At 63.7% G+C, this 26,257-nt stretch carries 24 protein-coding genes; 19 read left to right on the plus strand and 5 right to left on the minus strand.

All coding sequences use genetic code 11. The annotated features are described in order from the left end of the window. Nucleotides 1-187 precede the first annotated feature (187 nt). Entirely contained in the window at nt 188-1,900 is a 1,713-nt protein-coding gene (locus tag XH80_RS35520; protein WP_271602622.1) for a sulfatase-like hydrolase/transferase, read from the plus strand. A 123-nt stretch (nt 1,901-2,023) separates the two neighbouring features. Here XH80_RS35520 and XH80_RS35525 read toward each other — a convergent pair whose 3' ends face one another. After that, on the minus strand, nt 2,024-3,583 hold the full coding sequence (locus XH80_RS35525) for an ABC transporter permease/substrate-binding protein (protein ID WP_271602623.1): 1,560 nt from the start codon (nt 3,581-3,583) through the stop codon (nt 2,024-2,026). Then, complete coding sequence (locus tag XH80_RS35530) at nt 3,580-4,362, minus strand: ATP-binding cassette domain-containing protein (protein ID WP_271602624.1); 783 nt, start codon at nt 4,360-4,362, stop codon at nt 3,580-3,582. Before XH80_RS35530 ends, XH80_RS35525 begins: the two co-directional genes overlap by 4 nt. Nucleotides 4,363-4,506: 144 nt before the next feature. On the opposite strand from XH80_RS35530, the gene XH80_RS35535 reads away from it, so the two are divergent. The 11 genes from XH80_RS35535 (at nt 4,507) to XH80_RS35585 (ending at nt 14,676) form a co-directional block, all read left to right on the plus strand. Next, nucleotides 4,507-5,325, plus strand: a complete 819-nt coding sequence (locus tag XH80_RS35535; RefSeq protein WP_057747262.1) for an ABC transporter ATP-binding protein — start codon at nt 4,507-4,509, stop codon at nt 5,323-5,325. Beyond that, nucleotides 5,325-6,110, plus strand: a complete 786-nt coding sequence (locus tag XH80_RS35540) for an ABC transporter permease (protein ID WP_271602625.1) — start codon at nt 5,325-5,327, stop codon at nt 6,108-6,110. Before XH80_RS35535 ends, XH80_RS35540 begins: the two co-directional genes overlap by 1 nt. A gap of 72 nt (nt 6,111-6,182) precedes the next feature. Further along, nucleotides 6,183-7,208: an ABC transporter substrate-binding protein gene (locus tag XH80_RS35545; RefSeq protein ID WP_271602626.1), complete on the plus strand. Its 1,026-nt coding sequence runs from the start codon at nt 6,183-6,185 to the stop codon at nt 7,206-7,208. A gap of 29 nt (nt 7,209-7,237) precedes the next feature. Further along, nucleotides 7,238-7,942 carry an NUDIX hydrolase gene (locus tag XH80_RS35550; RefSeq protein WP_271602627.1) on the plus strand — a complete coding sequence of 235 codons (705 nt, stop codon included), beginning with the start codon at nt 7,238-7,240 and terminating at the stop codon, nt 7,940-7,942. A gap of 93 nt (nt 7,943-8,035) precedes the next feature. Further along, nucleotides 8,036-9,358 (plus strand): ABC transporter substrate-binding protein, encoded by a 1,323-nt coding sequence (locus tag XH80_RS35555; RefSeq protein ID WP_271602628.1) that lies wholly within the window; start codon nt 8,036-8,038, stop codon nt 9,356-9,358. Nucleotides 9,359-9,373: 15 nt separating this feature from the next. Beyond that, nucleotides 9,374-10,144: an ABC transporter ATP-binding protein gene (locus XH80_RS35560; RefSeq protein ID WP_271602629.1), complete on the plus strand. Its 771-nt coding sequence runs from the start codon at nt 9,374-9,376 to the stop codon at nt 10,142-10,144. After that, nucleotides 10,144-10,848 carry an ABC transporter ATP-binding protein gene (locus XH80_RS35565; RefSeq protein WP_271602630.1) on the plus strand — a complete coding sequence of 235 codons (705 nt, stop codon included), beginning with the start codon at nt 10,144-10,146 and terminating at the stop codon, nt 10,846-10,848. The genes XH80_RS35560 and XH80_RS35565 overlap by 1 nt, the downstream gene beginning before the upstream one ends. A 7-nt stretch (nt 10,849-10,855) precedes the next feature. Then, complete coding sequence (locus XH80_RS35570) at nt 10,856-11,737, plus strand: branched-chain amino acid ABC transporter permease (RefSeq protein WP_271602631.1); 882 nt, start codon at nt 10,856-10,858, stop codon at nt 11,735-11,737. Then, nucleotides 11,734-12,753, plus strand: a complete 1,020-nt coding sequence (locus XH80_RS35575) for a branched-chain amino acid ABC transporter permease (RefSeq protein WP_271602632.1) — start codon at nt 11,734-11,736, stop codon at nt 12,751-12,753. Before XH80_RS35570 ends, XH80_RS35575 begins: the two co-directional genes overlap by 4 nt. Beyond that, entirely contained in the window at nt 12,713-13,642 is a 930-nt protein-coding gene (locus XH80_RS35580) for a polyphosphate kinase 2 family protein (protein ID WP_271602633.1), read from the plus strand. The genes XH80_RS35575 and XH80_RS35580 overlap by 41 nt, the downstream gene beginning before the upstream one ends. Then, nucleotides 13,639-14,676, plus strand: coding sequence for a patatin-like phospholipase family protein (locus XH80_RS35585; protein WP_271602634.1), 1,038 nt, complete (start codon nt 13,639-13,641; stop codon nt 14,674-14,676). The genes XH80_RS35580 and XH80_RS35585 overlap by 4 nt, the downstream gene beginning before the upstream one ends. Nucleotides 14,677-14,976: 300 nt before the next feature. On the opposite strand, the gene XH80_RS35590 is transcribed toward XH80_RS35585, so the two are convergent. After that, nucleotides 14,977-15,861 carry an MBL fold metallo-hydrolase gene (locus XH80_RS35590; protein ID WP_271602635.1) on the minus strand — a complete coding sequence of 295 codons (885 nt, stop codon included), beginning with the start codon at nt 15,859-15,861 and terminating at the stop codon, nt 14,977-14,979. Nucleotides 15,862-16,425: 564 nt separating this feature from the next. On the opposite strand from XH80_RS35590, the gene XH80_RS35595 reads away from it, so the two are divergent. The 7 genes from XH80_RS35595 to XH80_RS35625 all read left to right on the plus strand — a co-directional run bounded on the left by XH80_RS35595 (nt 16,426) and on the right by XH80_RS35625 (nt 25,132). After that, entirely contained in the window at nt 16,426-18,765 is a 2,340-nt protein-coding gene (locus XH80_RS35595) for a mechanosensitive ion channel domain-containing protein (RefSeq protein ID WP_271602636.1), read from the plus strand. A gap of 311 nt (nt 18,766-19,076) precedes the next feature. After that, nucleotides 19,077-20,729 (plus strand): NAD-dependent malic enzyme, encoded by a 1,653-nt coding sequence (locus XH80_RS35600; protein WP_271602637.1) that lies wholly within the window; start codon nt 19,077-19,079, stop codon nt 20,727-20,729. A 254-nt stretch (nt 20,730-20,983) separates the two neighbouring features. Further along, nucleotides 20,984-21,391, plus strand: a complete 408-nt coding sequence (locus XH80_RS35605; protein ID WP_057750580.1) for a BlaI/MecI/CopY family transcriptional regulator — start codon at nt 20,984-20,986, stop codon at nt 21,389-21,391. After that, on the plus strand, nt 21,372-23,885 hold the full coding sequence (locus XH80_RS35610) for a M56 family metallopeptidase (protein ID WP_271602638.1): 2,514 nt from the start codon (nt 21,372-21,374) through the stop codon (nt 23,883-23,885). The genes XH80_RS35605 and XH80_RS35610 overlap by 20 nt, the downstream gene beginning before the upstream one ends. A gap of 164 nt (nt 23,886-24,049) precedes the next feature. Further along, nucleotides 24,050-24,217: a hypothetical protein gene (locus XH80_RS35615; RefSeq protein ID WP_271602639.1), complete on the plus strand. Its 168-nt coding sequence runs from the start codon at nt 24,050-24,052 to the stop codon at nt 24,215-24,217. 153 nt (nt 24,218-24,370) lie between these two features. Continuing rightward, nucleotides 24,371-24,895 (plus strand): septal ring lytic transglycosylase RlpA family protein, encoded by a 525-nt coding sequence (locus tag XH80_RS35620; protein ID WP_057750610.1) that lies wholly within the window; start codon nt 24,371-24,373, stop codon nt 24,893-24,895. 84 nt (nt 24,896-24,979) lie between these two features. Continuing rightward, a complete protein-coding gene (locus XH80_RS35625; RefSeq protein ID WP_167353988.1) occupies nt 24,980-25,132 on the plus strand; it encodes a hypothetical protein in 153 nt (50 codons plus the stop codon). Between the two features lie 396 nt (nt 25,133-25,528). Here the strand turns inward: XH80_RS35625 and XH80_RS35630 are convergent, their stop codons facing one another. Continuing rightward, nucleotides 25,529-25,834 carry a hypothetical protein gene (locus XH80_RS35630; protein WP_271602640.1) on the minus strand — a complete coding sequence of 102 codons (306 nt, stop codon included), beginning with the start codon at nt 25,832-25,834 and terminating at the stop codon, nt 25,529-25,531. Nucleotides 25,835-25,958: 124 nt separating this feature from the next. After that, nucleotides 25,959-26,234: a hypothetical protein gene (locus tag XH80_RS35635; protein ID WP_271602641.1), complete on the minus strand. Its 276-nt coding sequence runs from the start codon at nt 26,232-26,234 to the stop codon at nt 25,959-25,961. Between the last annotated feature and the right edge of the window lie 23 nt (nt 26,235-26,257).

Here is a 26,257-nt window from a genome sequence, read left to right on the forward strand (position 1 = left end):
AGTGCGGCCCTTCGCCGTCCGCTAACATTAAGCGAAGGTCGGATCGCCGCGCGCGTTGCCTGTTCGTGACCGTTCCATTACAGTTTTGTGACACGGTGCAGCCGGCTGCGCCGGACGCCTTGGCGGCCTCGATGCTGGCCAGACGGCTTGGCATCACCGCGCCGGTCCCAAGTTCAGCGTGTCGTCGATGGCGTCCGCGCCCAATCCAGATCCTTCTGCCACCACCGCCGTTCTGGCGAGCGTCGCCGCGCTCGGCATCTGGCGGCTGCTGGCGGTGGCCGCGCCGCATGTCGCTGCTCTTGCGCTGATGTACGAGACCGAGACCGATTTCGGCTCGCGCCTGTCCTTCCTGCTCGCCTGGGGCATTCTCAACTTCTTCTGGATCACGCTGCTGCGCCGGCCGGCACTGTCGGGCGCATTGTCGCTGACGATGGTCGTGGTGTTGGTGCTGCTGTCCCGGCTCAAGCACGACGTCGTGCAGATGACGGTGAACTTCATCGACCTGATGATGATCGATCGCGACACGGTCGCGTTCCTGTTCACGATCTTCCCGAATTTGCGCTGGTCGGTGATCGGGGCGGGCCTTGTCACGCTGCCGCTGATGTATGCGCTGTGGTGGCTCGATCCGTTCCGCATCCGCCGCCTTCCAGCGCTGGCCTGCAAGCTCGCCTGTCTCGCCGCCCTGGTTTTCTATTCCGCCTATCATCCGGACGAGGCCTGGCGCGGCTATTACGACGACGGCTATCTTTCGAAGTTCTTCCGCTCCGGCGTCACTGCGGTGTCCGATTTCGTGGAGTACGGCTTCATGGAGTCGGCCGCCGCGACCAATGAGCGGCTCAATATACCGCTGGTCGACGCCTGCCACCCGGCGGGCCGCCGACCGAACATCATCATGATCCATGATGAATCGAGCTTCGATATCCGCGCCGCGCAGGGCATCAAGGTGCCATCGGGCTACGGCAGTCATTTCAAGTCCTGGGACGGCAAGGAGCGCACCTTCCTGGCTGAAAGCAATGGCGGGCCGAGCTGGTTCACCGAATACAACGTGCTGGCGGGTCTGTCCTCGCGCTCGTTTGGCCGCTTTGCCTATTTCGTGACGCGCCTTGCGTCGGGCCGCGTCGAGCGTGGCCTGCCGCTCAGCTTACGCCGTTGCGGCTATGACACCATGTCGCTCTACCCTGCCTATGGCGGCTTCATGAGCGCACGCGGCTTCCAGATGACGACCGGCGTCGAGCGCTTTCTCGATTCTCACGATCTCGGCGCCAAAGACGTCGAGCCCGACAGCTTCTTCTACGACAAGGCGCTGCGGTTGATGGCCGAGCGCACGCCGAACAAGCCGCTGTTCACCTTCATCTATCTCGGCGCCAACCATTTCCCCTGGGAGACGCGCTTCCGTCCCGACCTGCTGCCGAACTGGCGCGCGCCGGGCAACCTGCCGTCCATCGACGAATATCTGCGCCGCCAGGCCATGAGTGCCGAGCAATACAAAGCCTTCCTCGCGGGCTTGACCAAGAATTTTCCGGGCGAGCCGTTCCTGATCGTGCGCTATGGCGATCACCAGCCGGAGTTCGCCCCTGCTATCCTCGAGCCCGGGCTCGACGAAGGCGCGATCGGCAAGAGGCTCGACGCCTATGATCCGCGCCTCTACGCCACCTATTACGCCATCGACGCGGTCAATTTCGAGCCGGTAAAGAGCGACGCCGTGATGGACACGATCGACGGTCCCTATCTGCCGCTGGTGATCCAGGAGGCTGCCGGCATCCCGCTCGATCCGTCGTTCGCGGAGCAGAAGGAGATCATGCTCCGCTGCAAGGGCATCTTCTACGGCTGCAAGGACGGCGCCGAGGCGCGGCGGCTGAACCGGCTGCTGATCGATGCGGGGATGATCCGGGGGCTGTAGCCTTACCGAAATTCCGAGAATCCGTAGGATGGGCAAAGCGAAGCGTGCCCACCACTTCTCACACGCATCCAGAGACCGTGGGCACGGCGCTTATGCGCTTTCGCCCACCCTACGAATCTCACCTTATCGCCCGCCGACCTTCTCCCACAGCCACTTCGCGACCGCATCCGGCGAGGAGTTCGCATCGTTGCCACTGGCGCGCAGGTTTGCCTCGCGCATGGTGGAGATGTCGATCTTACCGAGCAGCGGGCTCAGCGCCGCCTTGAGCCGCTCGTCGCCGGCGCGCTTCGGCGCCAGCAGCAGGATCGCGTCGTAGGGCGGGATCGCCTGCTTGGGATCGTCGAGGGCCACCAGATCATATTTCGCGATCAGGCCGTCGCTGGTATAGCCCGCGATCACGTCGACCTCGCCGCTCGCCACCGCCGCATACATGAAGTCCGGTTGCATCTGGCGCTGCGCGCCGAACTGAAGGCCGTAAGCCTTCTGCAACGCCGCCCATTCCGGTCGCGAGAAGAACTCGTAGTCGCCGGCGATCGACATCGTCGAGGTGTGCGCGGCGAGATCGGCGATGGTGTGGACGCCGAGCGCGTCGGCGCGCTTTTTCGGCATCACCAGCGCATAGGCATTCTCGAAGCCGAGCTCGCCGAGCAGGGTGATGTTGTCCTTGGCGAGCGCCGTCTTCAACTCCGCCACCAGTTCTGCGCGCGGCTTGATATCGGTGCGGTGCAACTGATTGGCCCAGAGCGTGCCGGAATAATCGACATAGAGATCGATATCCCCGGCCTTCAACGCCCCGAAGACCACGCTCGAGCCGAGGCCGGATCGCGCCGTTGCGGAGAGGCCTGCGGCCTGGAGGCGGTCGCGAAGCAGGGCCGAGAGCACATATTGTTCGGCAAAGGTTTTCGCGCCGACAGCGTAGCCGGACGACGAGCGTCCCATCGTCGGAACCAGCGTCGCCGCAACCAGCGCCGCGATGCCAGTCGCGCCGAGCGCGGTACGCAAGCGGCCGCGCTGACGCAGGCCGCTCTCGATCAGGCCGAGCAGCTGATCGACGGCGAGCGCCAGCAGGGCCGAGGCGACGCAGCCGAACAGCACGAACACCCAGTTCTGGGTCTGGAGTCCGGCAAAGATGTAATTGCCGAGGCTGGTCTGCCCGATCGGCGTCGACAGCGTCGCGGTGCCGATCACCCACACCGCAGCGGTGCGAATGCCGGCCATCATCACCGGCAGCGCCAGCGGCAGCTCGACCATGACCAACGACTGCCGTGGGGTCATACCGACGCCCTTGGCGGCTTCGATCAATGCGGGGTCGATGCCGTTCAGTCCGGTGATGCCGTTGCGCAGCACCGGCAGCATCGAATAGAGCGCCAGCGCCAGCATCGCAGGCAGGAAGCCGAACGCGGAGAAGGAAACGCCGAACCATTTCAGCGTCACCGAGGCCGCGAACAGCAACAGCGGGTAGAACAATGCGAGCAGCGCCAGCCCCGGCACCGTCTGCACGATGCTGGCGAGGGCGAGCAGGATGGCGCGCGGCGCCGGACGATTGCGCGTCAGGATGGCGAGCGGCAGGCTGACAACGAGGCCAAGCGCGAGCGCGGCGAGGCTCACCCGCACATGATTGCCGAGATAGTCGGGCAGATGCGACAGCGCCTCGCCCCAACGCGGATCGTTGAAAAGGCTCATGCCGCACCGCCCTGTCGCAGCAGCGCGTTCAGCCGCTCGACCTGGCGGCGGGGCGTGCGCAGCAATTCCAGCACATAGGCATCGCTGCTCGCTGACAGCTCCGCCGGCGTACCTTGCGCGAGCAGCCTTCCGCCGCGCATCACCGCGATCCGGTCGGCGAGCAAGATCGCCTCCGTCATATCATGCGTGATCATGACAGTGGTCAGGCCGAGCTTGCGGTGCAGCTCGCGAAAATCCTCGCCGAGGGCGTCGCGGGTGAGGGGGTCGAGCGCGCCGAACGGCTCGTCCATCAGCATGATGCGGGGCTTGGCGGCCAGCGCCCGCGCCACGCCAATGCGCTGGCGTTCGCCGCCCGAGAGCGCTTCCGGCAGTCGGTCGCGATGGGAGGCACGGTCGAGCTGCATCAGCTCGATCAACTCGTCGACGCGCGCGACAATCTCGGCTGCGGGCGCGCCGAGCAGTTTTGGCGTGATCCCGATATTGTCGGCGACGCTCAGATGGGGAAACAGCCCGCCGCTCTGGAAAACGTAGCCGATCCGGCGCCGCAGTGCGACCGGATCGATGTCCTGCACGTTCCTGCCCTCGACCGTGATGGTGCCGCCATCGGCCTCGATCAGCCGGTTGACGAGCCGCAGCAGCGTCGTCTTGCCCGAGCCCGAGCGGCCGACGACGGCCAGAAGCTCGCCCTCGGCGATGTCGAGCGACACATCGTCGACGGCCCTGAGGGCGCCGAAGCTCTTGCTGACGTTTCGGTAGCTGATCGCCGGCTTGGAAGGCATCGCTGACGGGCTCGCTGTTCTCTTACCCTCCCCCTCCAGGGAGGGTGAGAGCAGGGCCAAGGCCCATGCGTAGCACGCCTGGCCGCTTGATTGAACTTGGTCGCGCGAGCGGCTAAGGCATCAAGCGAAGTTTGGAGGGAACATATGACAACGCCCACGGCAGTGGCGCTGGAAGATGCCAAGGTTGCGTTCCGGCTGGGGGACGGGCGGGTCTATACAGCGGTGGAGAAGGCCCATCTCACGGTCGCCCAGGGCGAGTTCGTCGCCATTGTCGGGCCGACCGGCTGCGGAAAATCGACGCTGCTCAACGTCGCCGCCGGCCTGCTCAAGCCGGCCGCCGGCAGCGTCAGGATTTTTGATCGGCCGCTCGCGGGGCTGAACCGGGATGCCGGCTATCTGTTCCAGGCCGACGCGCTGTTCCCCTGGAAGACCGCGCTCGACAACGTTGCTATCGGCCTCGAGATCAGGGGCACGGCGCGCGCCGAGGCGCTACCCCAAGCGCAGAAATGGCTGACGTCCGTGGGCCTCGGCGCCTTTGCGGGCCGCTATCCCCACATGCTCTCAGGCGGCCAGCGCAAGCGCGTGGCGCTGGCGCAGGTCCTGATCCGCGATCCCAAAATTCTTCTCATGGACGAGCCGTTCGGGCCCCTCGATGCGCAGACGCGGCAAGTCATGGGCAATCTGCTGCTCGATCTCTGGAATGCCGACCGCAAGGCCGTGCTGTTCGTAACCCATGACCTAGAGGAAGCCATCGCGCTCGCCGACCGCGTCGTGATCATGTCGGCGGGGCCGTCCTCGCGCATCATCGGCGATTGGCGCGTCACGCTTCCGCGCCCGCGCGACATTTTCGAGGTGCGGCTGGACAAGGAGTTCCATGCGCTGCATCGCGAGATCTGGAGCGTGCTCAAGGACGAGGTGATGAAGGGCTACGCGCAATCCACCCACGCGGCGGAGGCGGTCTGATGTCGCGCGTCTCGCTGCTTGCGCTGCAACTCCTGGTCGCGATCGTCGGCATCGTGCTGTGGCAGTTGCTGTCGACGGTGCCGGTGTTCGGCAAGATCCTGCTGCCGCCGTTCTTCTTTTCCAATCCGATCGATGTGTTCGATCAGATCGTCAAATGGTTCGTCTCCGGCGTGATCTGGAAGCATCTCGGCATTACGCTCATGGAATCGATCCTGGCCTTCGTGATCGGATCGCTCGGCGGCGTTCTCATCGGCTTCTGGTTCGCGCGCCAGCCGCTGGTTGCCGCCGTGTTCGACCCTTACGTGAAGATGGTCAATGCGTTGCCGCGCGTGGTGCTGGCGCCGATCTTCGCGCTGTGGCTGGGCCTCGGCATCTGGTCCAAGGTTGCGCTCGGCGTGACGCTGGTGTTCTTCATCGTGTTCTTCAACGTCTATCAGGGCGTCAAGGAAGTCAGCCGCACCGTGCTCGACAATGGCCGCATGCTCGGCATGAGCGAGGGGCAGTTGATGCGGCACGTCTATTGGCCGTCGGCGCTGTCGTGGATGTTCTCCTCGCTGCACACGTCAGTGGGTTTCGCCGTGGTCGGCGCCGTCGTCGGCGAATATCTGGGGTCGGCGGCCGGCCTTGGCTATCTCATTCAGCAGGCCGAGGGCGTGTTCGATGTCGCCGGGGTGTTCGCCGGCATGTTCGTGCTGTCGGCCTTCGTCATCCTGATCGATTTCGGGGTCACGCTGGTGGAGCGGCGTCTACTGGTCTGGCGGCCGACCGTAGACGGCCGCGGGTAGGCGTATCCGTTAGTCGCCTTCTCAAGCCCACCCTGCTGCTCTATGGTGCCGCCAGCCGAACGGAGGAAACCAATGAAGAACACGATTGCCAGGCTCGCCGGCGCCTTGCTTGCGCTGACGCTCACCACCTCGCTTGCCGCAGCGCAAAGCAAAGTCACCGTTGCGGTCGGGGGCGGCGCGTGCCTGTGCTATCTGCCGACGGTGCTGGCCAAGCAGCTTGGCGAGTACGAGAAGGCCGGCCTCAATGTCGATCTGGTCGACCTCAAGGGCGGCTCGGACGCGCTCAAGGCCGTGCTCGGCGGCAGTGCCGACGTCGTTTCCGGCTATTTCGACCATTGCGTCAACCTGGCCGCCAAGAAGCAGGAGTTGCAGGCCTTCGTGGTCTATGACCGCTATCCCGGCCTCGTGCTGGTGGTGGCGCCTTCGCATACGGCCGACATCAAGTCGATCAAGGATCTTGCCGGCAAGAAGGTCGGCGTCAGCGCACCCGGCTCCTCCACCGATTTCTTCCTGAAATATCTCCTGAAGAAGAATGGTCTCGACCCCGCCGGTACCGCCGTCATCGGCGTCGGCCTCGGCGCCACCGCGGTGGCTGCGATGGAGCAGGGGCAAATCGACGCCGCGGTGATGCTCGATCCCTCCGTCACGGTGCTCAAGGGCAGCCATCCGGACTTGCGTATCCTCAGCGACACCCGGACACAAAAGGACACGCTCGAGACCTTCGGCGGTGAATATCCGGGTGGCGCGCTATACTCGACGGTGGCCTGGGTCGCTGGCCACGAGAAGGAGGTGCAGGCGCTCACCAACGCGATGCTGTCGACGCTCGCCTGGATCCATTCGCACTCTCCCGAGGAGATCATGGCGAAGATGCCGGAGGAGATGGTCGGCAAGAACAAGGACCTCTATCTCGCTGCGCTGAAGAACACGATCCCGATGTTCTCCGAGACCGGCAAGATGGACCCGAAGGGCGCGGATGCCGTGCTCGTGGTGTTCAGCGTCGGCTCGCCGGAGGTCGCGAACGCCAAGATCGACGTCAACAAGACATTTACCAACAAGTTCGTCGACCAGGCCAAGAAGACCACGGGAAGCGCCAAATAACTGACGCGAAGTCGTAGTAACAAGGCGTCATGACGTCATTGGTCATTCATCGCGTCACGACGCTCGACCTTGCCGTGCGGCCGGTCGTCTGGCCGTTCGCGCAGGAACGGCGCGCCGAGATCGCGGCGCATTTCGCCGAGAAGCAGCGTGAGCGGCCGAAGCTCTGGAACGGCCGTGTCCTGCTCGGGCGCGATGCCGTGTTTGGCGACGGTCATCTTGCCGCGACCTATTTCGAGACCGATTTCGCCAGTTTCCTCGCCTGGCGCGACTGGGGCTTTCCCGACAAGGCCGTGTTCAACGGCTTTGGCATGGGCGCGCTGCGCGCCTCGGACGGCGCCTTCATTATGGGCGAGATGGCGCACCACACTGCGAATGCCGGCCGCATCTATTTCCCCTCGGGTACGCCCGACCTCGATGACGTCACGGAGGGAGTGCTCGACATTCCCGGCAGTGTCATCCGAGAACTCGGGGAAGAGACCGGGCTGACCACGGCCGACTACTGGGCCGAGCCGGATTGGCACTGCATCGTCACGGGCCCCTCGATTGCAATGATACAGGTCCTCAACCTTGATGTGCCGGGCGACGTGGCCCGCGCCCGGATCGAGGCCAATCTTGCACGCGAGACCGAGCCCGAACTGTCGGCCATTCATCTCGTGCGCGGAATGGGCGATCTCACGCCGGCCATGCCGCGATTTGTCACGGCCTTCGTCGAGCAGCAGTTCGCCTCGCGCTGAGCGCGAGGCTTGACATCGCCGCGCGCAGCCCATGTGATGGGCAAAAAGCAAAAGCAACAAGAATACGACGCATAATCGTCCAGGGAGGTTTAGATGCGCCTGCGCATGGCTGCCCGCTTGGTACGTGGGCTGTTGATCGCAATTGCGACGATGGGCCTGACGGCTTCGGCCAAGGCTGAAGACAAGGCTCAGGACAAGAAAATCAAGATCGGCGTGATTTTCGACCTGACCGGCCCTCTCGCGGGCGGCGGCTCTGAGCTCGAATATCTCGGTACCAAGATCATCCTCGACCATTTCACCAAGACCGGCGTCGAGGGCTACAAGGTCGAGGCTGTTTACGCCGACGCACAGAGCAAGCCCGACATCGCCATCAACGAATCCGTTCGCCTGCTCGAGCAGGAGAAGGTCGACATGGTGCTCGGCTTCTTCTCCTCGGCGCAATGCGTGCCGGTGGCCGCCCGCGTCGAGCAGCTCAAGAAGTTCATGTGGATGACGACCTGCATCTCGTCTGCCGTGTTCGCCGACAAGAACTACAAATACGTCTTCCGTCCGCAGGCCAGCGGCGATCAGTTCGGGGCGATGACGATGGATTTCATTGCGCAGAACGCTCAGGCGAAGTTGGGCAAGGAGCCGAAGGACCTCCGCGTCGCCATCATCCACGAGGACGGCTCCTATGGCGTCGACGTCGCCAAGGGCAATGAGGCCGGCGCCAGGAAGGCCGGCTTCAACATCGTGCTGAAGGAGGGCTATTCGGCCACCGCGCCGGATCTCTCCGCGCTTGTGACCAAGCTCAAGCGTGCCAAGCCTGATGTCATTTTCCACACCGGCTACAACCCCGATATCACGCTGCTGTTGCGGCAGGCGCGCGAGCAGGGGCTGAAGTTCGCAGCGCTCGTCGGCCACGGCGCGGGCTACGGCGTCTACGAAAAGCTCAAGGAAGGGATGGGTGCTGACGCAAGCTATATCTTCAACACCGATCCGATCTCGATCTGGCTCGCCAACCAGAAGACCATGGATCCGAAGCTCGCGCCCGTCATCAAGATGGTCGGCGAGGAGTTCGACAAGATCAAGCCCGGCGTCGCTATCCGCTCGGCTCATGTCGGCATCGGCGCGTCCAACACCTACGTCTTCATGGATGACGTGCTGCCGCGCGCGATCAAGAAGTATGGCGGGGTTGATCCGGAGGCGTTGCGCAAGGCTGCGCTCGATACCGATATCCCCGAGGGCGGCACCATGCTCGGCTTCGGCGTCAAGTTCTTCGGTGAGGGCACGCCAATGGCGGGGCAGAACGAGCGCTCGTTCCCTGTCGTGATCCAGTATATCGACGACAAGTCCTGGGTGGTGTGGCCCAAGAGTCAGGCGCAGCGCGAAGCCGTGTTGCCGCTGCCGAAGGGCACCACCTACGGCAACCAGTAGCGGCGGAGCAGGGCGGTGCTGGAAGTGAACGGATTGGTGAAGCGGTTCGGCGGCTTCACCGCCGTCAACAACGTGTCGTTCAGGGTCGGGCGGGGCGAGATTGTCGGCCTGATCGGCCCCAACGGCTCGGGCAAGAGCACGATCTTCAACATGCTCTCAGGGACGCTTTCGCCGAGCGCCGGATCAATCCGGTTCGATGGCTCGGAGATCGCAGGCCTCGCGCCGCACCGGATCATCAACCGCGGCATCGGTCGCACCTTCCAGATCCCGCGGCCGTTCCGTCGCCTCTCCATTTTCGAGAACGTCGCCCTTGCCGGCTTCTATGGCCAGGGCCGCCATAGCCGCGCCAAGGCCGAGGAGGCGGCCGAGCGCTCGCTTAGGATGGTAGGATTGCCGACCGATCGCCAGGCCAGCGTCGACGGCCTCGGCGCGGCCGGTTTGAAGAAGCTCGAGCTTGCGAAAGCACTCGCCACCGCGCCAAAGCTTCTGCTTGCCGACGAGAGCCTCGGCGGTCTCGACGAGACCGAGATGGACCAGGCGGCGGACATGCTGCGCAACATCCGCGACGAGCTCGGCATCACCATCATCTGGGTCGAGCACATCATGGGCGTGTTGATGCGCGTCGTCGACCGCGTCATGGTGCTCGATCACGGCGAAAAAATCTCGGAAGGGCTGCCGAGCGCGGTTGCCGGCGACCCCCGCGTCATCGAGGTCTATCTCGGCACTGATGCCGAGACCACCCAGGCAGCGGCCGCCGAAGCCCGCCGTCGCGCGGGAGGCCAATGATGCTGGAGCTGCGTGGCGTCAACGCCGGCTATGGCACCTTCCAGGCGCTGTTCGACGTCGATCTCGACGTCAAGGCTGGTGAGGCCGTCGGCGTCATAGGACCCAATGGCGCCGGCAAGACCACCTTGATGCGTGTCATCTCCGGCCTGATCCGACCTCCGCGCGGATCGATCGCGATGGAGGGCGTCGACGTTCTTGCTACGCCGGCGCACCAGATCGTCAGCCTTGGCATTGCGCATGTGCCGGAGAACCGGCGGCTGTTTCCGCAGCTCTCGGTCGACGATAATCTCAAGATGGGTGCCTTCATGAAGGAGGCGCGCGGTCGCTATGCCGAGCGGCTGGAGGTCGTGTTCGACCTGTTTCCCCGGCTGAAGGAGCGCCGCCATCAGATGGCCGGCACCATGTCGGGCGGCGAGCAGCAGATGTGCGCGATCGGCCGTGCGCTGATGTCCAACCCAAAACTTCTGCTTCTCGACGAGCCGTCCGCCGGGCTGGCGCCGGTCGTGGTGCAGCAGGTGTTCGAGCTGGTGAAGCGGATCCGGGCCAGCGGGCTGACGGTGCTGATCGTCGAGCAGAACGTGCAGCAGGTGCTGCGTGTGGTCGATCGTGCTTATCTGATTGAGGCTGGCACGATTCGCAGCTCAGGCACTTCAGCCGAGATGCTGGCGAGCGACACGGTCAAGGAAGCGTATCTGGGGGTATGAGGCGCATATGCAGGCGGTCCTGGACATTTTCGACATCTACCTGCTGGAAGCGGTGATCAACGGCATCCTGCTTGGCGGCGTGCTGGCGCTGCTTGCGCTCGGGCTCAACCTGATCTTCGGCGTCATCGACGTCACCTGGATCTGCTACGCCGAACTGGTGATGATCGGCATGTACGCCATGTATTTCATGGTCCAGTATTGCGGCTTCAGCTATTTCATCGCGGCGCCCCTGACCATCCTGCTCGTCGCGGTCCTCGGTGCACTCTTGCATTACCTCGTGATCGCGCCGCTGCTCACCGCGCCGCCGATCAACCAGCTGCTCGCGACCGGTGGCGTGCTGTTCGTGCTGCAGAGCTTTGCCACTGTCGCTTTCGGCATCGACTTCCGCAACCTTGGCATCCGCCTGCCGGTGCTCGCCTTCGGCGACATGAATTTCAGTTACGCGCGCCTGCTCTCGTTCCTGGCGGCGCTGGTCGGCATGGTCGCGGTCTATCTGTTCATGACCCGCACCTTCACCGGCACCGCGATCCGCGCCATCTCGCAGGACCGACAGATCATGGCGCTGATGGGCGTCGATACCAAACGCATCTATCTCATTACCTCCGCGATCGGCGGCGGGCTGGCCGGGCTCGCCGCTTGCCTCCTGGTGCTGCAATATGACGTGCACCCCTTCGTCGGTCTCTCCTTCGGGCCGATCACCTTCCTGATCTGCGTGCTCGGCGGTCTCGGCAATTTCATCGGCGGCTTCATCGCGGCCTTCGTGTTCGCCGAGATCATCTCGCTCGGCGGCCTGTTCTCCGATCTCGAATGGGGCTACGTGCTCGCCTTTGCCTTCTTCATTGTCATGATGTTCATCCGGCCCGCGGGCCTGCTCGCGAGGCGGCGATGACGGGGCAGGGACGACTTGCGGCATGGGGGATCGGATTGGCGGCGCTGGTCGCGCTGCCCTTCGTCTATCGCGATCCCTATCATCTGCACATCCTGGTGCTGATCCTGATCTGGTCGTTCGCCTACACATCATGGTCGATGATGGGGCGGTTCGGCCTGGTCTCGCTCGGGCACGGCGGCTTCATGGGCATCGGCGCCTATGTCACCGCGCTGCTGTGGAATCACCTCGGCCTGTCGCCGTGGATCGGCATTCCGGTCAGCATGGTCGCAGCCGGCGCGCTGGCGCTGATCGTCGGCTATCCCTGCTTCCGCTTCCGCATCACCGGGCACTATTTCGTGCTGGTGACGCTGGCGCTGTCAGGCATCGTGCTTCAGGTCATCACGGCGACGCGCGATTACACCGGCGGCTCGCTCGGCTACACGCCGAACCGGGCGTCCGGCAACAAGCTGGCGGCGCTGCAATTCGACGACAAGACCAGCTGGTATCTGATCGCGCTTGCGGTCTGGCTTATCGGCATCGTCGTCTGGCATTTGATCGATCGCAGCATGAGCCGCTATGCGCTGGAGGCGATCTCGGAGGACGAGGACGCCGCGGCCGCCGCTGGCGTCAATGTCACCGCGGAGAAACTGAAGATCACGCTGATCAGCGCCTTGATGACCGCGCTCGCCGGCGCGATCTATTGCCAGTACCAGATGTTCATCACGCCCGACACGGTCAGCGGCATCGCAGTGTCGTTGCAGATGGTGTTCGCGGCCATTGTCGGCGGCCTGTTCGTGTCGCTTGGCCCCACCGTCGGTGCTGTCATCACCATCCTGCTCGCGGAAACCTTGCGGATCGGCTTCGGCACCAACGCGGTCGGCTGGGACAATCTCGTCTACGGCGTGCTGCTGGTGCTTTTCATCATATTTCTTCCCAAGGGCATCCTTGGTAGCCTGCTCGATCGATTGAAGCCGCAACGCAAGGTGCCCCGCGCTCATGAGCAAAAAGCCGTCCAAATCGCTCGCCCAGGAACTTGACCGCTACATCACGCCATTCCGCCATGACGGGTCCGGCAAGTTTCACCTGAAGGACTACAAGACCAACGAGAAGGGCGATCTGGACAAGGATAAGGCGCAGGCGATTCTCGATGCCAACAAGAAGCGTCTCGTCGAATTCCAGGAGAAGCTCTACGCCCAGGACCGCTGGTCGGTGCTGATCGTGTTCCAGGCCATGGATGCCGGCGGCAAGGATAGTGCGATCAAGGCGATCTTCGAGGGCATCAATCCGCAGGGCTGCGAGGTCTCCGCCTTCAAGGCGCCGAGCAGCAAGGAGCTGGACCATGACTTCCTCTGGCGTCACGTGGTCGCGTTGCCGGAGCGTGGCCATATCGGCATCTTCAACCGCTCCCATTACGAGGAATGCCTGGTGACGCGCGTGCACCCGGAGCTCCTCGCCAAGGAAAAACTGCCGCAGCGGCTCGTCACCAAGAACATCTGGAGGGAACGGTTCGAGGACATCGCCGCATGGGAGCGCTACCTGATGCGCAACGGCACCGTGGTGCTGAAATTCTTCCTCAACGTTTCCAAGGAGGAGCAGCGCAGGCGCTTTCTCGATCGGCTGGAGGACCCAGGCAAGCAGTGGAAATTCTCGATGGACGACATCAAGGAGCGCGCGCTGTGGCCGCGCTACCAGGCGGTCTATCAGGACATCGTGCGCCACACCGCAATGCCGCATGCGCCCTGGTATGTCGTGCCCGCCGACCACAAATGGTTCGCCCGCGTTGTGATAGGCTCCGTGATCGTGGCGGAGCTTGAAAAGCTGGACCTGCGCTTCCCCCGTGCCGACAAGGCTTCGCTGCGTGAGTTTGCCGAGGTTCGCAAAGCGCTGGAGAGCGAGGGGAAGGGAGGAAGGAAGCGCAAGAAGTGACCGCTCCCGAGACCAGGAACCAGAAGAACGTCAACTTCGCGCTGCAGGGCGGCGGCGCGCACGGCGCCTTCGTCTGGGGCGTGCTCGACCAGGTGCTCGAGGACGGCAGGCTCGCGATCGAGGCGATCAGCGCCACAAGCGCGGGCGCGATGAACGCGGTGGCGCTCGCCTCGGGCATGGCCATCGGCGGAGCCGAGGCGGCGCGGCAGAACCTGCATGCGTTCTGGTACGAGGTCTCGCGGATGGACCAGCTCTATGACCTGTTTTCACCAGTCAACCAGGTGATCCAGGCCCTCAAGCTGCCGCCGGAATATCACCCCGTCCACGCCTTCATCCATACGCTGACGCACACGGTGCCACCGAACCTGCTCAACCCGTTCCACTTCAATCCGCTCCGGTCCTTGCTGCAACGCGTCATCGATTTCGACCGGCTCAATTCGTCGCCGGACGCACCGCAGCTCTTTCTCAACGCCACCAATGTCCGAACCGGCAAGATCAAGGTGTTCCAGACGCCGCTGCTCAGCGCAGAGACCGTGCTCGCGTCGGCCTGCCTGCCGCCCTATTTCCAGGCGGTCGAAATCGACGGCGAGCACTATTGGGATGGCGGCTATCTGGGGAATCCCGCGATCTTTCCGCTGATCTATCGCAAGGGCAGTCACGACGTCATCATCGTGCAGGTGACCGCGATCCGGCGTGACGAGCTTCCGGCAAGCGCCGCCGACGTCCTCCATCGCATCAACGAGATCAGCTTCAACTCGTCACTGATGCGCGAGATGCGCGCGATTGCCTTCGCGACCCGGCTCATCGACGAGGGCGAGCTCGATCCCAACACGCACAGCCGCATGTTCATGCACTGGATCGGAAACGACCAGCTGATGTCGCAGCTCGGAACGGCGACCCAGTTCCATCCCGAATGGAGCCTGTTGTGTCGTCTGCGCGATGAGGGCCGCGAGGCCGCGCGAAGCTGGCTGACGCAAAACTTTGACCGGATCGGAAAGTCCTCGACGGTCGACCTGACGGACATGTTTCTCTAGGCCGCTGAGAGCCGGCCATCGAGAAAAAGTTCGAAAACAACCCCATGCACAGTAGCCTTGGGTCATGGAATCAATAGCTTGCCGGTGCATGCGCTCGATATTCTGATTTTTAGAAAAATTGGTTGATCCGTCGGGCAAAACAGGGGCATGATGTCATCATCGCGACAGCTCTCGTAGGGTGGCAAAGCGCAAGCGTGCCCACGTTCTGTATCCGAGACGGATGGTGGGCACGGCGCTTGCGCGCCTTTGCCCACCCTACGATTTCAGCGCGAGCGAAGCTCGTCGCGCCTGTGCAAGCTCCTAATAGCCGCGTCCCCACCAGTAGCAGAAGCGCTCGACATTGGCGGGCAGGCCCGCCTCGTAATTCGCCCATTTCTCGTATTTCGGCAGCTTCACTTCCTTCATCGCGGTGTCGAAGCACTTGCCGGCATCGGCGGCTTTCTTCACCTCCGCCGAGAGATCTTCCATGTAGGCAATGTCGTCCTCGACGTCCTTCTTGGTGCCGAGCCGGCCGCCGGCGCTGGGATGGCCGGGGATCATCCGCTCCCAATCGAGGGAGGCCAGCTTCTTCAGCGAGGCGATATATTCCAGCGGCGAGGCGTTATCTGGGATGTTGCGGAACTGGACGGATTCGATCGGCGCGAAATCGACCACGAAGATGATTTTCTCCTTCGGCAGCCGCATCACCAGCGAATTGTCGGAATGGTTGCGGCCGACATAGTCGAGCTCCAGCGTGGTGCCGCCGAGCGTGATGATCTTCTGGTTGTCGACCAACTGGTCCGGCATCACGACATCGGCTAGAAGCGAATTCTGCTTCTTGAGCTCGAGCAGCCGCTCCTTGGTGCGGCGATGCGCGATAAAGGTGGCGCCGAGATCCTTGAACGGCTGGCCGCCGGCGATGTGATCGTAATGGTGGTGGCTGTAGATGACGTATTTGATCGGCTTGTCGGTCACGGCCTTGATCGCGTCAATATAGGGCTTTGCCGGACGCAAATAGGAGATCGGGTCGGTCGCGATCACGCCTTTCGGAGTCACCACGAACATCGACTGATGGCCGCCATAGCGGAAGATGTAGACATTGTCGGTGCCCTCTACTTTCTTCGTCGAGGTCTGCGGCGGCGTCTGCGCGAGAGCTGAACCGGTGACGAGGACCGCGAGAGCGGCGATGCAGGATAATGCTTTCATCTCTGGCTTTCTGAAAAAGGGAGGGCGAGGGAGGCGGAGATCGTCTTTCACACAAACGCTGCGGAGAGGGATTTATTCCGCGCTCCTACGCGGCTCCTATGCGGTCAGTCTGTCCCGGAACAGCTGTGCAAATGTGATCCTTGGCGACATTGATCCCGCTTGACAGTTTTATGTCATGGGAGGAGCATGGCTGTGGTCGCGATCAGCGCGACGCGTAACGTCCACCTCATGAGCAAGGGGAGGTCTATGACTCCACCTCCGCAAATCCAGCCGCGTTAAGTGCGATGGAGCTCGTTCGGACTATCGCATAGCGGCAGAAACCGCGAACGGCACGCCGGGTCAAGGTTTAGTGGGCTGCAGACAGTAAGGCAGAGCCCCTACCTGCCCGGCGCTGTGCGTTTTCGACGCGTTCGCTGCATGAGATGAAATGCCTAGAGATCGTCGCCTCACCGGCAAACTTCCGACATACGATCGGGGCGAATAGCGGCTTCCGACATGACGCATGCGTTTGGTGCGGCGACGATTCGACCGCTGCCAGCGCATGTCATTTTTTAGGGAATCCGCGTGTCGCATAAGTTCGCCTCGGTGCTTGTCGCAGCCTTCCTTCTCGCGCTCTCATCTTTCTCCCCCGTCCAGGCAGAGCCGCCTGCGCCCGCCGCCAAGAGCGCGGCCTCACTGTCGCCCGACGAGGCCAAGCGGGCGCTGGAGACGCTTCAGGACGACAAGAAGCGCGCGCTGATGATCGACACACTGCGCGCGATCGCCAATGCGTCGGGCGAACAGCGGCCGCCGGCGCCGGAGCCGGAGCAGAAGTCGCCAATCCCGCTCTCGTCCGATGGACTCGGCGCACAGCTTCTGCTGACCGTGTCCGAGGAGATCGGCGAGATTTCGCGCGACGTTGCCGACATGGCGCGGACGCTCACGAATTTCCCGGCATTCTATTACTGGATCGTGCGGACCGCGAATGACCCTGATGCCTATCATTTGCTGATCGAGATCGCCTGGAAGCTGGCACTGGTGTTCGGCTGCGCGCTCGCGGCGGAATGGGTGATTGTCCGCCTGATCCGGCGTCCCGTTGCCTTCCTCGAAGGACGAGTGCCGCAGACCGCACGCCTGTCGGCCCAGTCGCTTCCCATTGCAGATCCGCCGTCATCGGTCACTGAGGTCACTCCCGCGGCCGAATTGCACAGGCACCGTCACAGCCTCGCTCGCGTCTGGCAATTGCTGCTGCGGCTGCCCTTGGTGCTCGGACGGCTCGTGCTCGAGTTGCTGCCGGCGTTCGTTTTCGTCGGTCTTTCGACCGCGCTGCTCGGAACAGAGATCGGCGAACCCGCAACGGTCCGTCTCGTGATCCTCGCGGTCGTCAATGCCTATGCGTTCTCACGCGGGCTCATCTGCATCGTCCGTGCCCTGGCGGGACCGTTCGGCCTGTTTCCGGTCCGAGCCGAGACCGCGGCCTATGTCGAGATCTGGGCCCGCCGCATCGTCGGCGTTGGCGTGTCCGGCATCGCCCTTGCCAATGTCGCCCTCCTGCTCGGCTTGCCCCGCACCGGCTATGCCGCGCTGCTGCGCATGGTGATGCTGGTCGTCCATCTCTTCATCGTGGTCATCATTCTGCAATGCCGCCGTCAGGTGGCCGACGCCATTCGCTCGCCCGCCGAACGGCAGGGCATTGCGGCGCGTCTGCGCAATCGCATCGCCGGCGGCTGGCATTATCTTGCAATCGCGCTCGACCTCGCGCTGTGGGCGGTCTGGGCGCTGAACATCCGCAATGGCTATTCGCTGCTGCTGCAATATTTCGTCGGGACCGTCGTGGTGGCGCTGATGACACGCGTCGCCATCATGGTGACGCTGAGCCTGATCGACCGCGGCTTCCGCATCCAGCCGGAAATTCTCCATCGCTTTCCTGGCCTGGAAATCCGCGCCAATCGCTATCTGCCGCTGCTGCGCAGGATCGTCTCCGGCGTCATTGCCTTCATCGGCTTCGTCGCCGTGCTTGAGGTCTGGGGCGTCGACGCCATCGTCTGGTTCTATGGCGGCCAGATCGGCGGCCGGCTGCTGTCGGCGGTGGCGACGATCGGCGTCGCCGTCGTCATCGCCGCGGCGATCTGGGAGGCCAGCAATGCACTGCTGGATCGCCAGATCAACACGCTGTCGCGCGACGGGCACTATGCCCGCGCCGCGCGGCTGCGCACCTTCCAGCCGATGCTGCGCACGGCGCTGTTGTGCCTCATCGCCACCGTCGTCGGCCTCACCGCGCTCAGCGAAATCGGCGTCAATGTCGCGCCGCTGCTCGCGGGCGCCGGCATCGTCGGCATCGCCATCGGCTTCGGCTCGCAGAAACTGGTGCAGGATCTCATCACAGGCCTGTTCCTGCTGCTGGAGAACACGGTGCAAGTCGGCGACACGGTCAGCGTGTCGGGGCTCACAGGCGTGGTCGAGAACGTCTCGATCCGCACCATTCGCCTGCGTGCGGGCGACGGCGCCCTGCACATCGTGCCGTTCAGCGCGGTGACGACCATCACCAATGCCAGCCGCGGCGCCGGCAACGCCTCCGTCAGCGTCAATGTCGCCTACAAGGAGGACACCGATCGCGCCGGCCAGATCCTCAAGGACATCGTCGAGGAGATGCGCCGCGAGAGCGAATTCCGCCCGCTGATCCGCGGTGACCTCGAGCTTTGGGGCATCGACAAGGTCGATGGTGCGATGGTGTCGATCGTCGGTCAGATCCGCTGCACCGAGGCCGGCCGCTGGCCGGTCCAGCGCGAATTCAACCGTCGCATGAAGCAGCGCTTCCAGCAGAACGGCATCGAGGTCGCATCCGCGACCCAGACCATTTTGATGCATGTCGCGCCGCCGGCCGATCTTGCCGCCAACCTGACGCCGAGACGGGCGGCCGGATAACCGCGCAGGATTTTCCGGCTTGCCTCCTGAGGATTTCCGGTCATTCCGGGGCGCGCGTCAGCGCGTACTACGGTGCGCAATTGCGCACCTGAGAATCCATCGCACGACAGTTCTGCGGCCTGATGGATTCCGGGCCCGCGACTTCGTCGCGTCCCGGAATGACGAGGGGAGAGAATAACCTGCGGATCCCCCGCGAAAGTCTCGCTGCGGTGCGAGATCACAATCGCGGCCCAGGGGGCAACGTCCTTGATCTCAGAGGGACGGTGGCGGACAATGCCTGCCCTTCAATAAGAAACTCCCTGGGGGAATTCGTGAATAGACCTGCTCGGGTCAGCGCCCATTCGATATCATCCGACACCACGCACGGCATGACGCTGCTGCGCGATCCCCTGCTCAACAAGGGCACGGCCTTCACGGAAGCCGAGCGCGATGCACTCGGGCTGCGCGGCTTGCTGCCAGCTTGCGTCCTGACGATCGAGGAGCAGGTCGAGCGCGTGCTGATCAATCTACGCTCGCTGCCGACCGACCTCGAAAAATACGTCGCCCTGAATGCGCTGCATGACCGCAACGAAGCGCTGTTCTTTCGTGTTGTCGTCGACAACATCGATGAGATCCAGCCGATCATTTACACCCCGACGGTCGGGCTCGCCTGCCAGAAGTTTGGCCTGATCTTTCAGCGCCCGCGCGGCATGTTCATCTCCTCGCGCGAGCGCGGTCAGATTGGCGAGGTTCTGAAGAACTGGCCTTATCAGGCCAAGTTGATCGTCGTCACCGATGGCGAGCGCATCTTGGGATTGGGCGATCTCGGTGCCAATGGCATGGGAATTCCCGTCGGCAAGCTGTCGCTCTATTCGGCCTGCGCCGGCGTGCATCCGGAAGCGTGCCTGCCCATCGTGCTCGACGTCGGCACCAACAACGAGGAATTGCTGAGCGATCCCTATTATCTCGGCCTGCGCGAGCGGCGCCTTACGGGCGAAGCCTATGACAGCTTCGTCGACGAGTTCATGACCGCCGCGCGACAGACCTTCCCCGGCGTGCTGATCCAGTTCGAGGATTTCGCCAATCATTCGGCGTTCAAGCTGCTGCACAAGTATCGGGACGAGGCCTGCGTTTTCAACGACGACATCCAGGGTACCGCGGCCGTCGCGCTCGCCGGCCTGTTCTCGGCGCTGAAAGTGAACGGCGGCAAGCTCCGGGATCAGCGCATCCTGTTCCTGGGTGCGGGTGAGGCAGCGACCGGCATCGCCGATCTCGTCGTCTCCGCCATGATGGCGGAGGGCGCAACGGAAGCCGAGGCACTCCGGCGCAACTGGCTGGTGGATTCCCGCGGCCTCGTCGTCAGCGGCCGCGACGGCCTCTCCGGCCACAAGCTGCGCTATGCCCACACCGACCAGGCGCCGATCGCCGACTTCCTTACCGCGATCAAGACGCTGAAGCCGACGGCCATCATCGGCGTCGCCGCGGTCGGCGGCGCCTTCACGCCCGAGGTGCTCAAGACGATGGCCGAGCTCAACGAGCAGCCGATCGTGTTCGCGCTGTCCAATCCGACCTCGAAGGCCGAGTGCTCGGCGGAGGATGCCTATCGCTACACCGAGGGCCGGGCGCTGTTCGCCTGCGGCAGTCCCTATGACCCGGTCACGCTCAATGGCCGCACCTTCGTGCCGCGCCAGGGCAATAACTCCTACATCTTCCCGGGCGTCGGCCTCGGCGTCATCGCCAGCCGCTCGCGGCTCGTGACCGACGAAATGTTCATGGCAGCCGCTCATACGCTCGCCAATTGCGTCGGCAAGGAGGATCTCGATCAGGGCAGCCTGTATCCGGCGCTGCCGCGCATACGGGAGGTCTCGGCGCGCATCGCGGCGGCCGTGGCTGATGTCGCCTATCAGCGGGGGCTTGCGGACGGGCCCGCGCCCAACGACGTCAAGGGCCTGGTCCAGTCGCAGATGTACGAGCCGAAATACTGAGGCCTGGGACGGCTGGAGACTGCCGGGAAAGCTCGGCCTGCATGGTTCGAGACGCCCGCTTTGGCGGGCTCCTCACCATGAGGGTCTCATATCTCGCCGCAAGCACCACCTCATCCTGAGGGCCCGCCGCAGGCGGGCGTCTCGAAGGATGGCCGAAAAGCAAGCTGCCCGCCACGCCCGGAATCGCGATTGTCTGTCGTGGCCTTATGTGCGACGCTCCGTAGCGTTACAAGAATCTCAATAGGTCAGCCACCATGGACGATCGTTTGCCCGACCTGGGCGATCTCGAGCACGAGGTCATGCAGATAGTATGGGCCCATGGGCCGGTCACGGCCGAAATCGTGCGCGAGCGCCTGTCGCGGCGTCTGAAGGAATCCACGGTGCGGACGGTGCTGCGCCGCCTCGAAGAAAAAGGCTATGCTCGCCACACGGTTGACGGACGCACTTACGTCTACCACGCCACCGAGGCGCGTGCCCGGGTCGCGGCCAAGGCGGTGCAGCGCATCGTCGACTGGTTCTGCAACGGCTCGATGGAGGAAGTCCTCGTCGGCATGGTGGACAATGCGATGCTCGACCAGCAGCAATTGCGCGCGCTGGCGGACCAGGTGGCCAAGGCGAAGAAGGCGAGGGGAGTAAAAAGGAATGATCGCAGCTCTGGCTGAGGCGGCGTTGCGCTCCTTTGCGCTGGGAGGCGTCGTCTGGATCGGTCTCACCGTGTTTCGCGTGCGCAATCCGCACGTGCACATGACGGTGTGGGTGGTCGTGCTGCTGGCATCGCTGGCGATGCCATTCGTGATGCACTGGCCGACGCTCACCCTCGACCGGCTGCCCTTGTCCACGCCGGTGACGGATGAAGCCTGGCCGGCCGATATCGCGATGCTGGACCGGCCGCCGCCGTCCCTGCCGATCGCGCCTGGCACTGCCATCGCTCCGATGGCGAAGCACGGCATCTCGATCGACGGGTGGACGGTTGCCACCACCGTTTATGCCTGCGTCGCCGCCCTGTTGCTGATGCGGCTCGCCATCGGCCTGTGCCTGACCTGGCGTCTGGTGCGCGCCGCAAAGCCGGTGAAGGGCATGATCGGCGCGGACGTGCGCGTCAGCCGCGACGTCGGCGGCCCCGTCACCTTCGGCTCGACCATCCTGGTGCCGCCGCAGTTTTTCGGCTGGGACGCCAAGAAGCGCCTCGCGGTGCTCGCGCATGAGGGCGCGCATGTTGCCAATGGCGATTTCTATGTTCTTTTGCTGGCCTCGCTCAATCGCGCGATGTTCTGGTTCAGCCCGTTCTCGTGGTGGCAGCTGGCGCGTCTGGCCGAGCTTGCCGAGATCATCAGCGACGCCCGCGCCATCGAGATGATCGACGACCGGCTGTCCTATGCGGAGATCCTGCTCGACGTCGCGACGTCCGTGAAGCCGCGGCCAATGGAGCTTGCGATGGCGCAGGTCTCGAGCGTGCGCGCGCGGGTCGAGCGCATCATCGCTGCCGCTGCCATGCCCGCGGCGGTCGGCTGGCGCAAGCGGCTGTGGATCGCGGCGTCGATCGTGCCCGTCGTGATCGTGTCGGCCGGCATGATCGCCTACCGCATGCCGGATCCTGTACCCGCCGGGGCTGATCTCGGTCTCGTGCCGGCCGAGCATTACCATCCGTCAGTGAATTTCTACGCCATGAGTCCGGCTTCGGTGTTCGCGGTCTTCCGCGAGGGCGACGAGCTCTACGGTCAACTCACCGGCCAGCGCAGGCAGCCCTTGGCCGTTGCGAGCGACGGCACCGCGTCCTACGCGGCGGCATTTGGCGAGATCACGTTTCCCATCGATCTGCAGCATCGCTCGTCCGAGCTGACGCTGCATTTGCACGGCCGCGACGTGCGCGCCGTCCACGTTGCCGCCATGCCGGCGCCGACGACAGGTCCGGCGTCGCTTGATCAATATGTCGGCTGGTACAGGATCGCGCCGAACCGCGTGCTCACCGTCAGGCGCGACGGCGAAGGTCTGCAGGTGCAGGAGACCGGGCAGGGCCGATCACTGGCGCTGCCTGAAGGCACCGACGCCTTCTCCGTCCACGGCGATCATCTCCTGATCTTCCTGCGTGATGAACAGGCGAGCGTGTCTCGCGTGCTGGTCCAGAACGTCGCGTCCGGCGCGCGCCTGGCCTCGCGGATCGACGCGGCGCAGGCCCAGGCGATCGAGGCCGACTTCGCCCGCCGCCTCGCGGAAGTGCCTGACAGGTTCAGGGAGCAGGTCCCCGCGGCCGGCAGCAAGGAGATGATCCTGAAAGGGATCGAGGATATGCGCCGCGGCACGCCGAGCTATGATCGGATGAGCGCGCCGCTCGCCGACAACATCCGTCGTCGCCTCGATGAATTGCGCGCGACCTTCGCCGCGCTCGGCGCGGTCGAGTCGATCTTCTTCCGCGGCGTCGGGCCCGGTGGCTACGACATCTATGGCGCCAAGTTCGAGAACGGCACCGCGGAGTTCCGTCTGCTGATCGAGCCCGACGGCAAGGCAGGTGACGTGATCTTCCGGCCCGACGGCAATGACGAGCTCGGCGGCATCGTCCCCTGTTCGGAAGAGGCGAATGTGCGCGGCCGTGCCGGCACGTCGCCGATCAGGATCATGCTCTACAACGAGACCGAGGACGACATTCAGGTCTTCAATCTCGATGCGAATGGCGAACGCAAGGCGCAGAGCGTCGTCAGGTCAGACATGACCTGGGTGACGCTGACCACCGTGAACAATCCGTGGGTCATTGCCGACAAATCAGGGAAATGCGTGGAGATCCTGGTGCCGGGGCGGCAGACGCGCTTCCACAATGTCGAGGCCGCGAATCTCGGGACGCGGCTGGGGCGCGCCGCGCGTCGTGCCGTTCCGATCGCCAATGGCGAGGCGATGCTGCGGCAGTATATCGAGGGTGTCGGCAAGGGGCGGCCCGACTACGATCATATGACGACCGAGGTCGCCAACGTCACGCGTGCGCAGCTTCCGTTCGACCAGGCGATCCTGGCGCGGCTCGGTGCGCTCCGTGCCGTCTCGTTCCGTGGCGTGACCGCGCTCGACAGCGACATCTATCTCGCCCAGTTCGCCAACGGCTCGGCGGAATGGCGCATCGGTGTCAGGAACGGGACGATCACCAAGATCGCGCTCGGGCCGAATTTCTAGCTGCGCGTTCGCGTTGCCGTGATCGGGAGGGAGACCGGCGATCCCGGCTTGCGCCCACCCGCCGCAAGCGTTACGTTGTGTAACACTACGCTTGGTAGTTTGCCGCGAAAGGATACAGCCGCCAACTTGGGACCTCAGGTGCGGCCCGCAGGCGGATCGGGTTCATGATGTGCATGCTGACGCAGCGGGAGCTCGACTTTCTTGTCAGCCTGAAAACCGGCTGGCGGATGCTCTATCGACGCGAGCTCGCGCGGCTCATCAGGGGGAACCTCGAGACCAGTGAGCCGGCGCCGGAGCCGCACATGGTGGTCTGGCGCGTCGTATCGGGCTGATTTCTCGCCATTTTGTCTCGATTCAGGACAGGTGACTGTGGTGGATTCATCACAGCCGGCGCGAAACGATGGCGGCCGCAAGGCCGCTTTTGTTCAGCCAAGGTTCTGCCCTCATTGCCCACCGAAACTCAGGGCGTGTTCGGAGGGCGCATCATGTCTTGCATTGCACGTGCCGAAACGACCCTGGCTTCGCCGGCAACCGCGTCCCGGTTGCTGCTCGCCATCATGGGGGCCGCATCGCTCGCCGCCTGCGCGCAATCACCGGTTGGCCGCCAGAGGGCCGATCTCGCTCCAACCACAAAGCAAGCTGCAATCGAGCACCCGCACCGCGTCGCGGCGCTGCATCCACGACCGATCTACAGGCCGCATCGGTCCAGCGCGACAGCGAACGCCAAATCGACGGGAGCGCAGGGCCTGGCGAGCTTCTATTCGGACACGGAGACCGCGAGCGGGGAGAGGTTCGACAGGAACGAAATGACTGCGGCCCATCCCACGCTGCCGTTCGGGACCAAGCTGCGCGTCACCGATGTCTCCTCCGGCCGCTTCGTGACCGTCAGGGTCAACGACCGCGGGCCTTTTGTGCGCGGGCGCGTCGTCGATATCTCGCCGTCCGCGGCCGAGGCGCTCGGCATGGTCGACAAGGGCCTCGCCAATGTCAGGCTCGATGTCGTGCGATAGAGCATGATCCGCGCTTAACCGACTTTTAGCGGCTCTCCCGCACCATGGGCGTCCTGCAATTCGTGGCTTTGGGGGAGACGCCGCTTGAACACGATCCAGTATCTTGAAGATCAGGCGGCGCGCGCCGAGCGGCTTGCCAAACGGATCACGGATACGCCCACGATCGAAAAGCTGCTGACCTTCGCCGGCGAGCGCCGCCGCGAGATCGAGGTCATCGCCGCCAGACGGCGCGGCTGACGCCGTGAGAGCATGATCCGGAAAAGCGTGAAGCGGTTTTCCCTCGCGACATCAGCGGAACGTGTTTGCGCGGAGATCATGCTCAAACAAGGAGCCAAAGCGCGCTGACGATTCAACCCAATCTTATCGCGCTTTAGATCCATGCTCTGAACGCATTTGCCCTCTCCGATAGCTGCGGAACTTCTTCTTCGCTCCGGCGTCATGTCAGTCATGACCATGGAGGAGGAAATCATGGGCTTTGGACGAGGTGCTTTGCTTTGGTTGCTTGGCGTGCCGCTGCCGATCATCCTGCTGCTGGCAATCTTCTGGCATCATTGAGAGCGTGATGCAGACGCGAAAAAGCGCCGCGGAAGCGGCGCTTTTTGTTGCCGCAAGCCTGTCGCGATGGCCGCGCGCTCAGCTATGGCTCTCGACGAAATCGCTGAGATAATCAGGCAGCGTCACGCCGTCGATATCGCAGCGCGCCTGGATTTCATCGACAACATCGGTCGAGATGTCTTTCATCCAGTGCTCGAGCGTGTTGAACGAGATCACCTTGATGGGATCGTTGAAGCAGCCCGCGACGAGCTCGTTGATCGCTGCATCGAGATCGCTTCGCTCGACGCGAATTTCAGTGGTCTCGTCGAGGCGATCGATCACCACGAACAGAGTCTGGTCGGCGCCATAGGGCACGACCGGGGAGGATACGCCAGCTTCAAGCATTGGATTGCTCACGTCTCGGCTTTCCGATCTCCGTTAACGGGAAAATTAGGAAGAATGTTCCTGCAGATTCCGGGATGCGGATAAGACGTTCGTTGCAAGGCAGGCCGCGGTGTTCACCTGCGGTTCAGAGAAATTCTCTCAAGCGCGACAGCTCGATGACGTGCTCGGCTGAGAGAATATCGGTCACCAGCGGCGGCTGTGCCGCCGTGCGGATTTCATAGAGATGCCTTGATGGTGCCGGCTTCTGCATGAATGCCGTGATGCAGGCATCGAGCGTGCCCTCGCTGACCTGATAGGGTTCGCGGTCCGGCCGGCGCTGATTTCCGAGAGACGGCCATTTCTGCAGCACGGCGAGCGCGCTGAAATCGACCTTTGTCGCCGAAGATGATGCGTCCCCCATAGCCCCGCCTCACGCAAAAAGAA

Source organism: Bradyrhizobium sp. CCBAU 45384, from assembly GCF_028128665.1.
Taxonomy (GTDB): domain Bacteria; phylum Pseudomonadota; class Alphaproteobacteria; order Rhizobiales; family Xanthobacteraceae; genus Bradyrhizobium; species Bradyrhizobium manausense.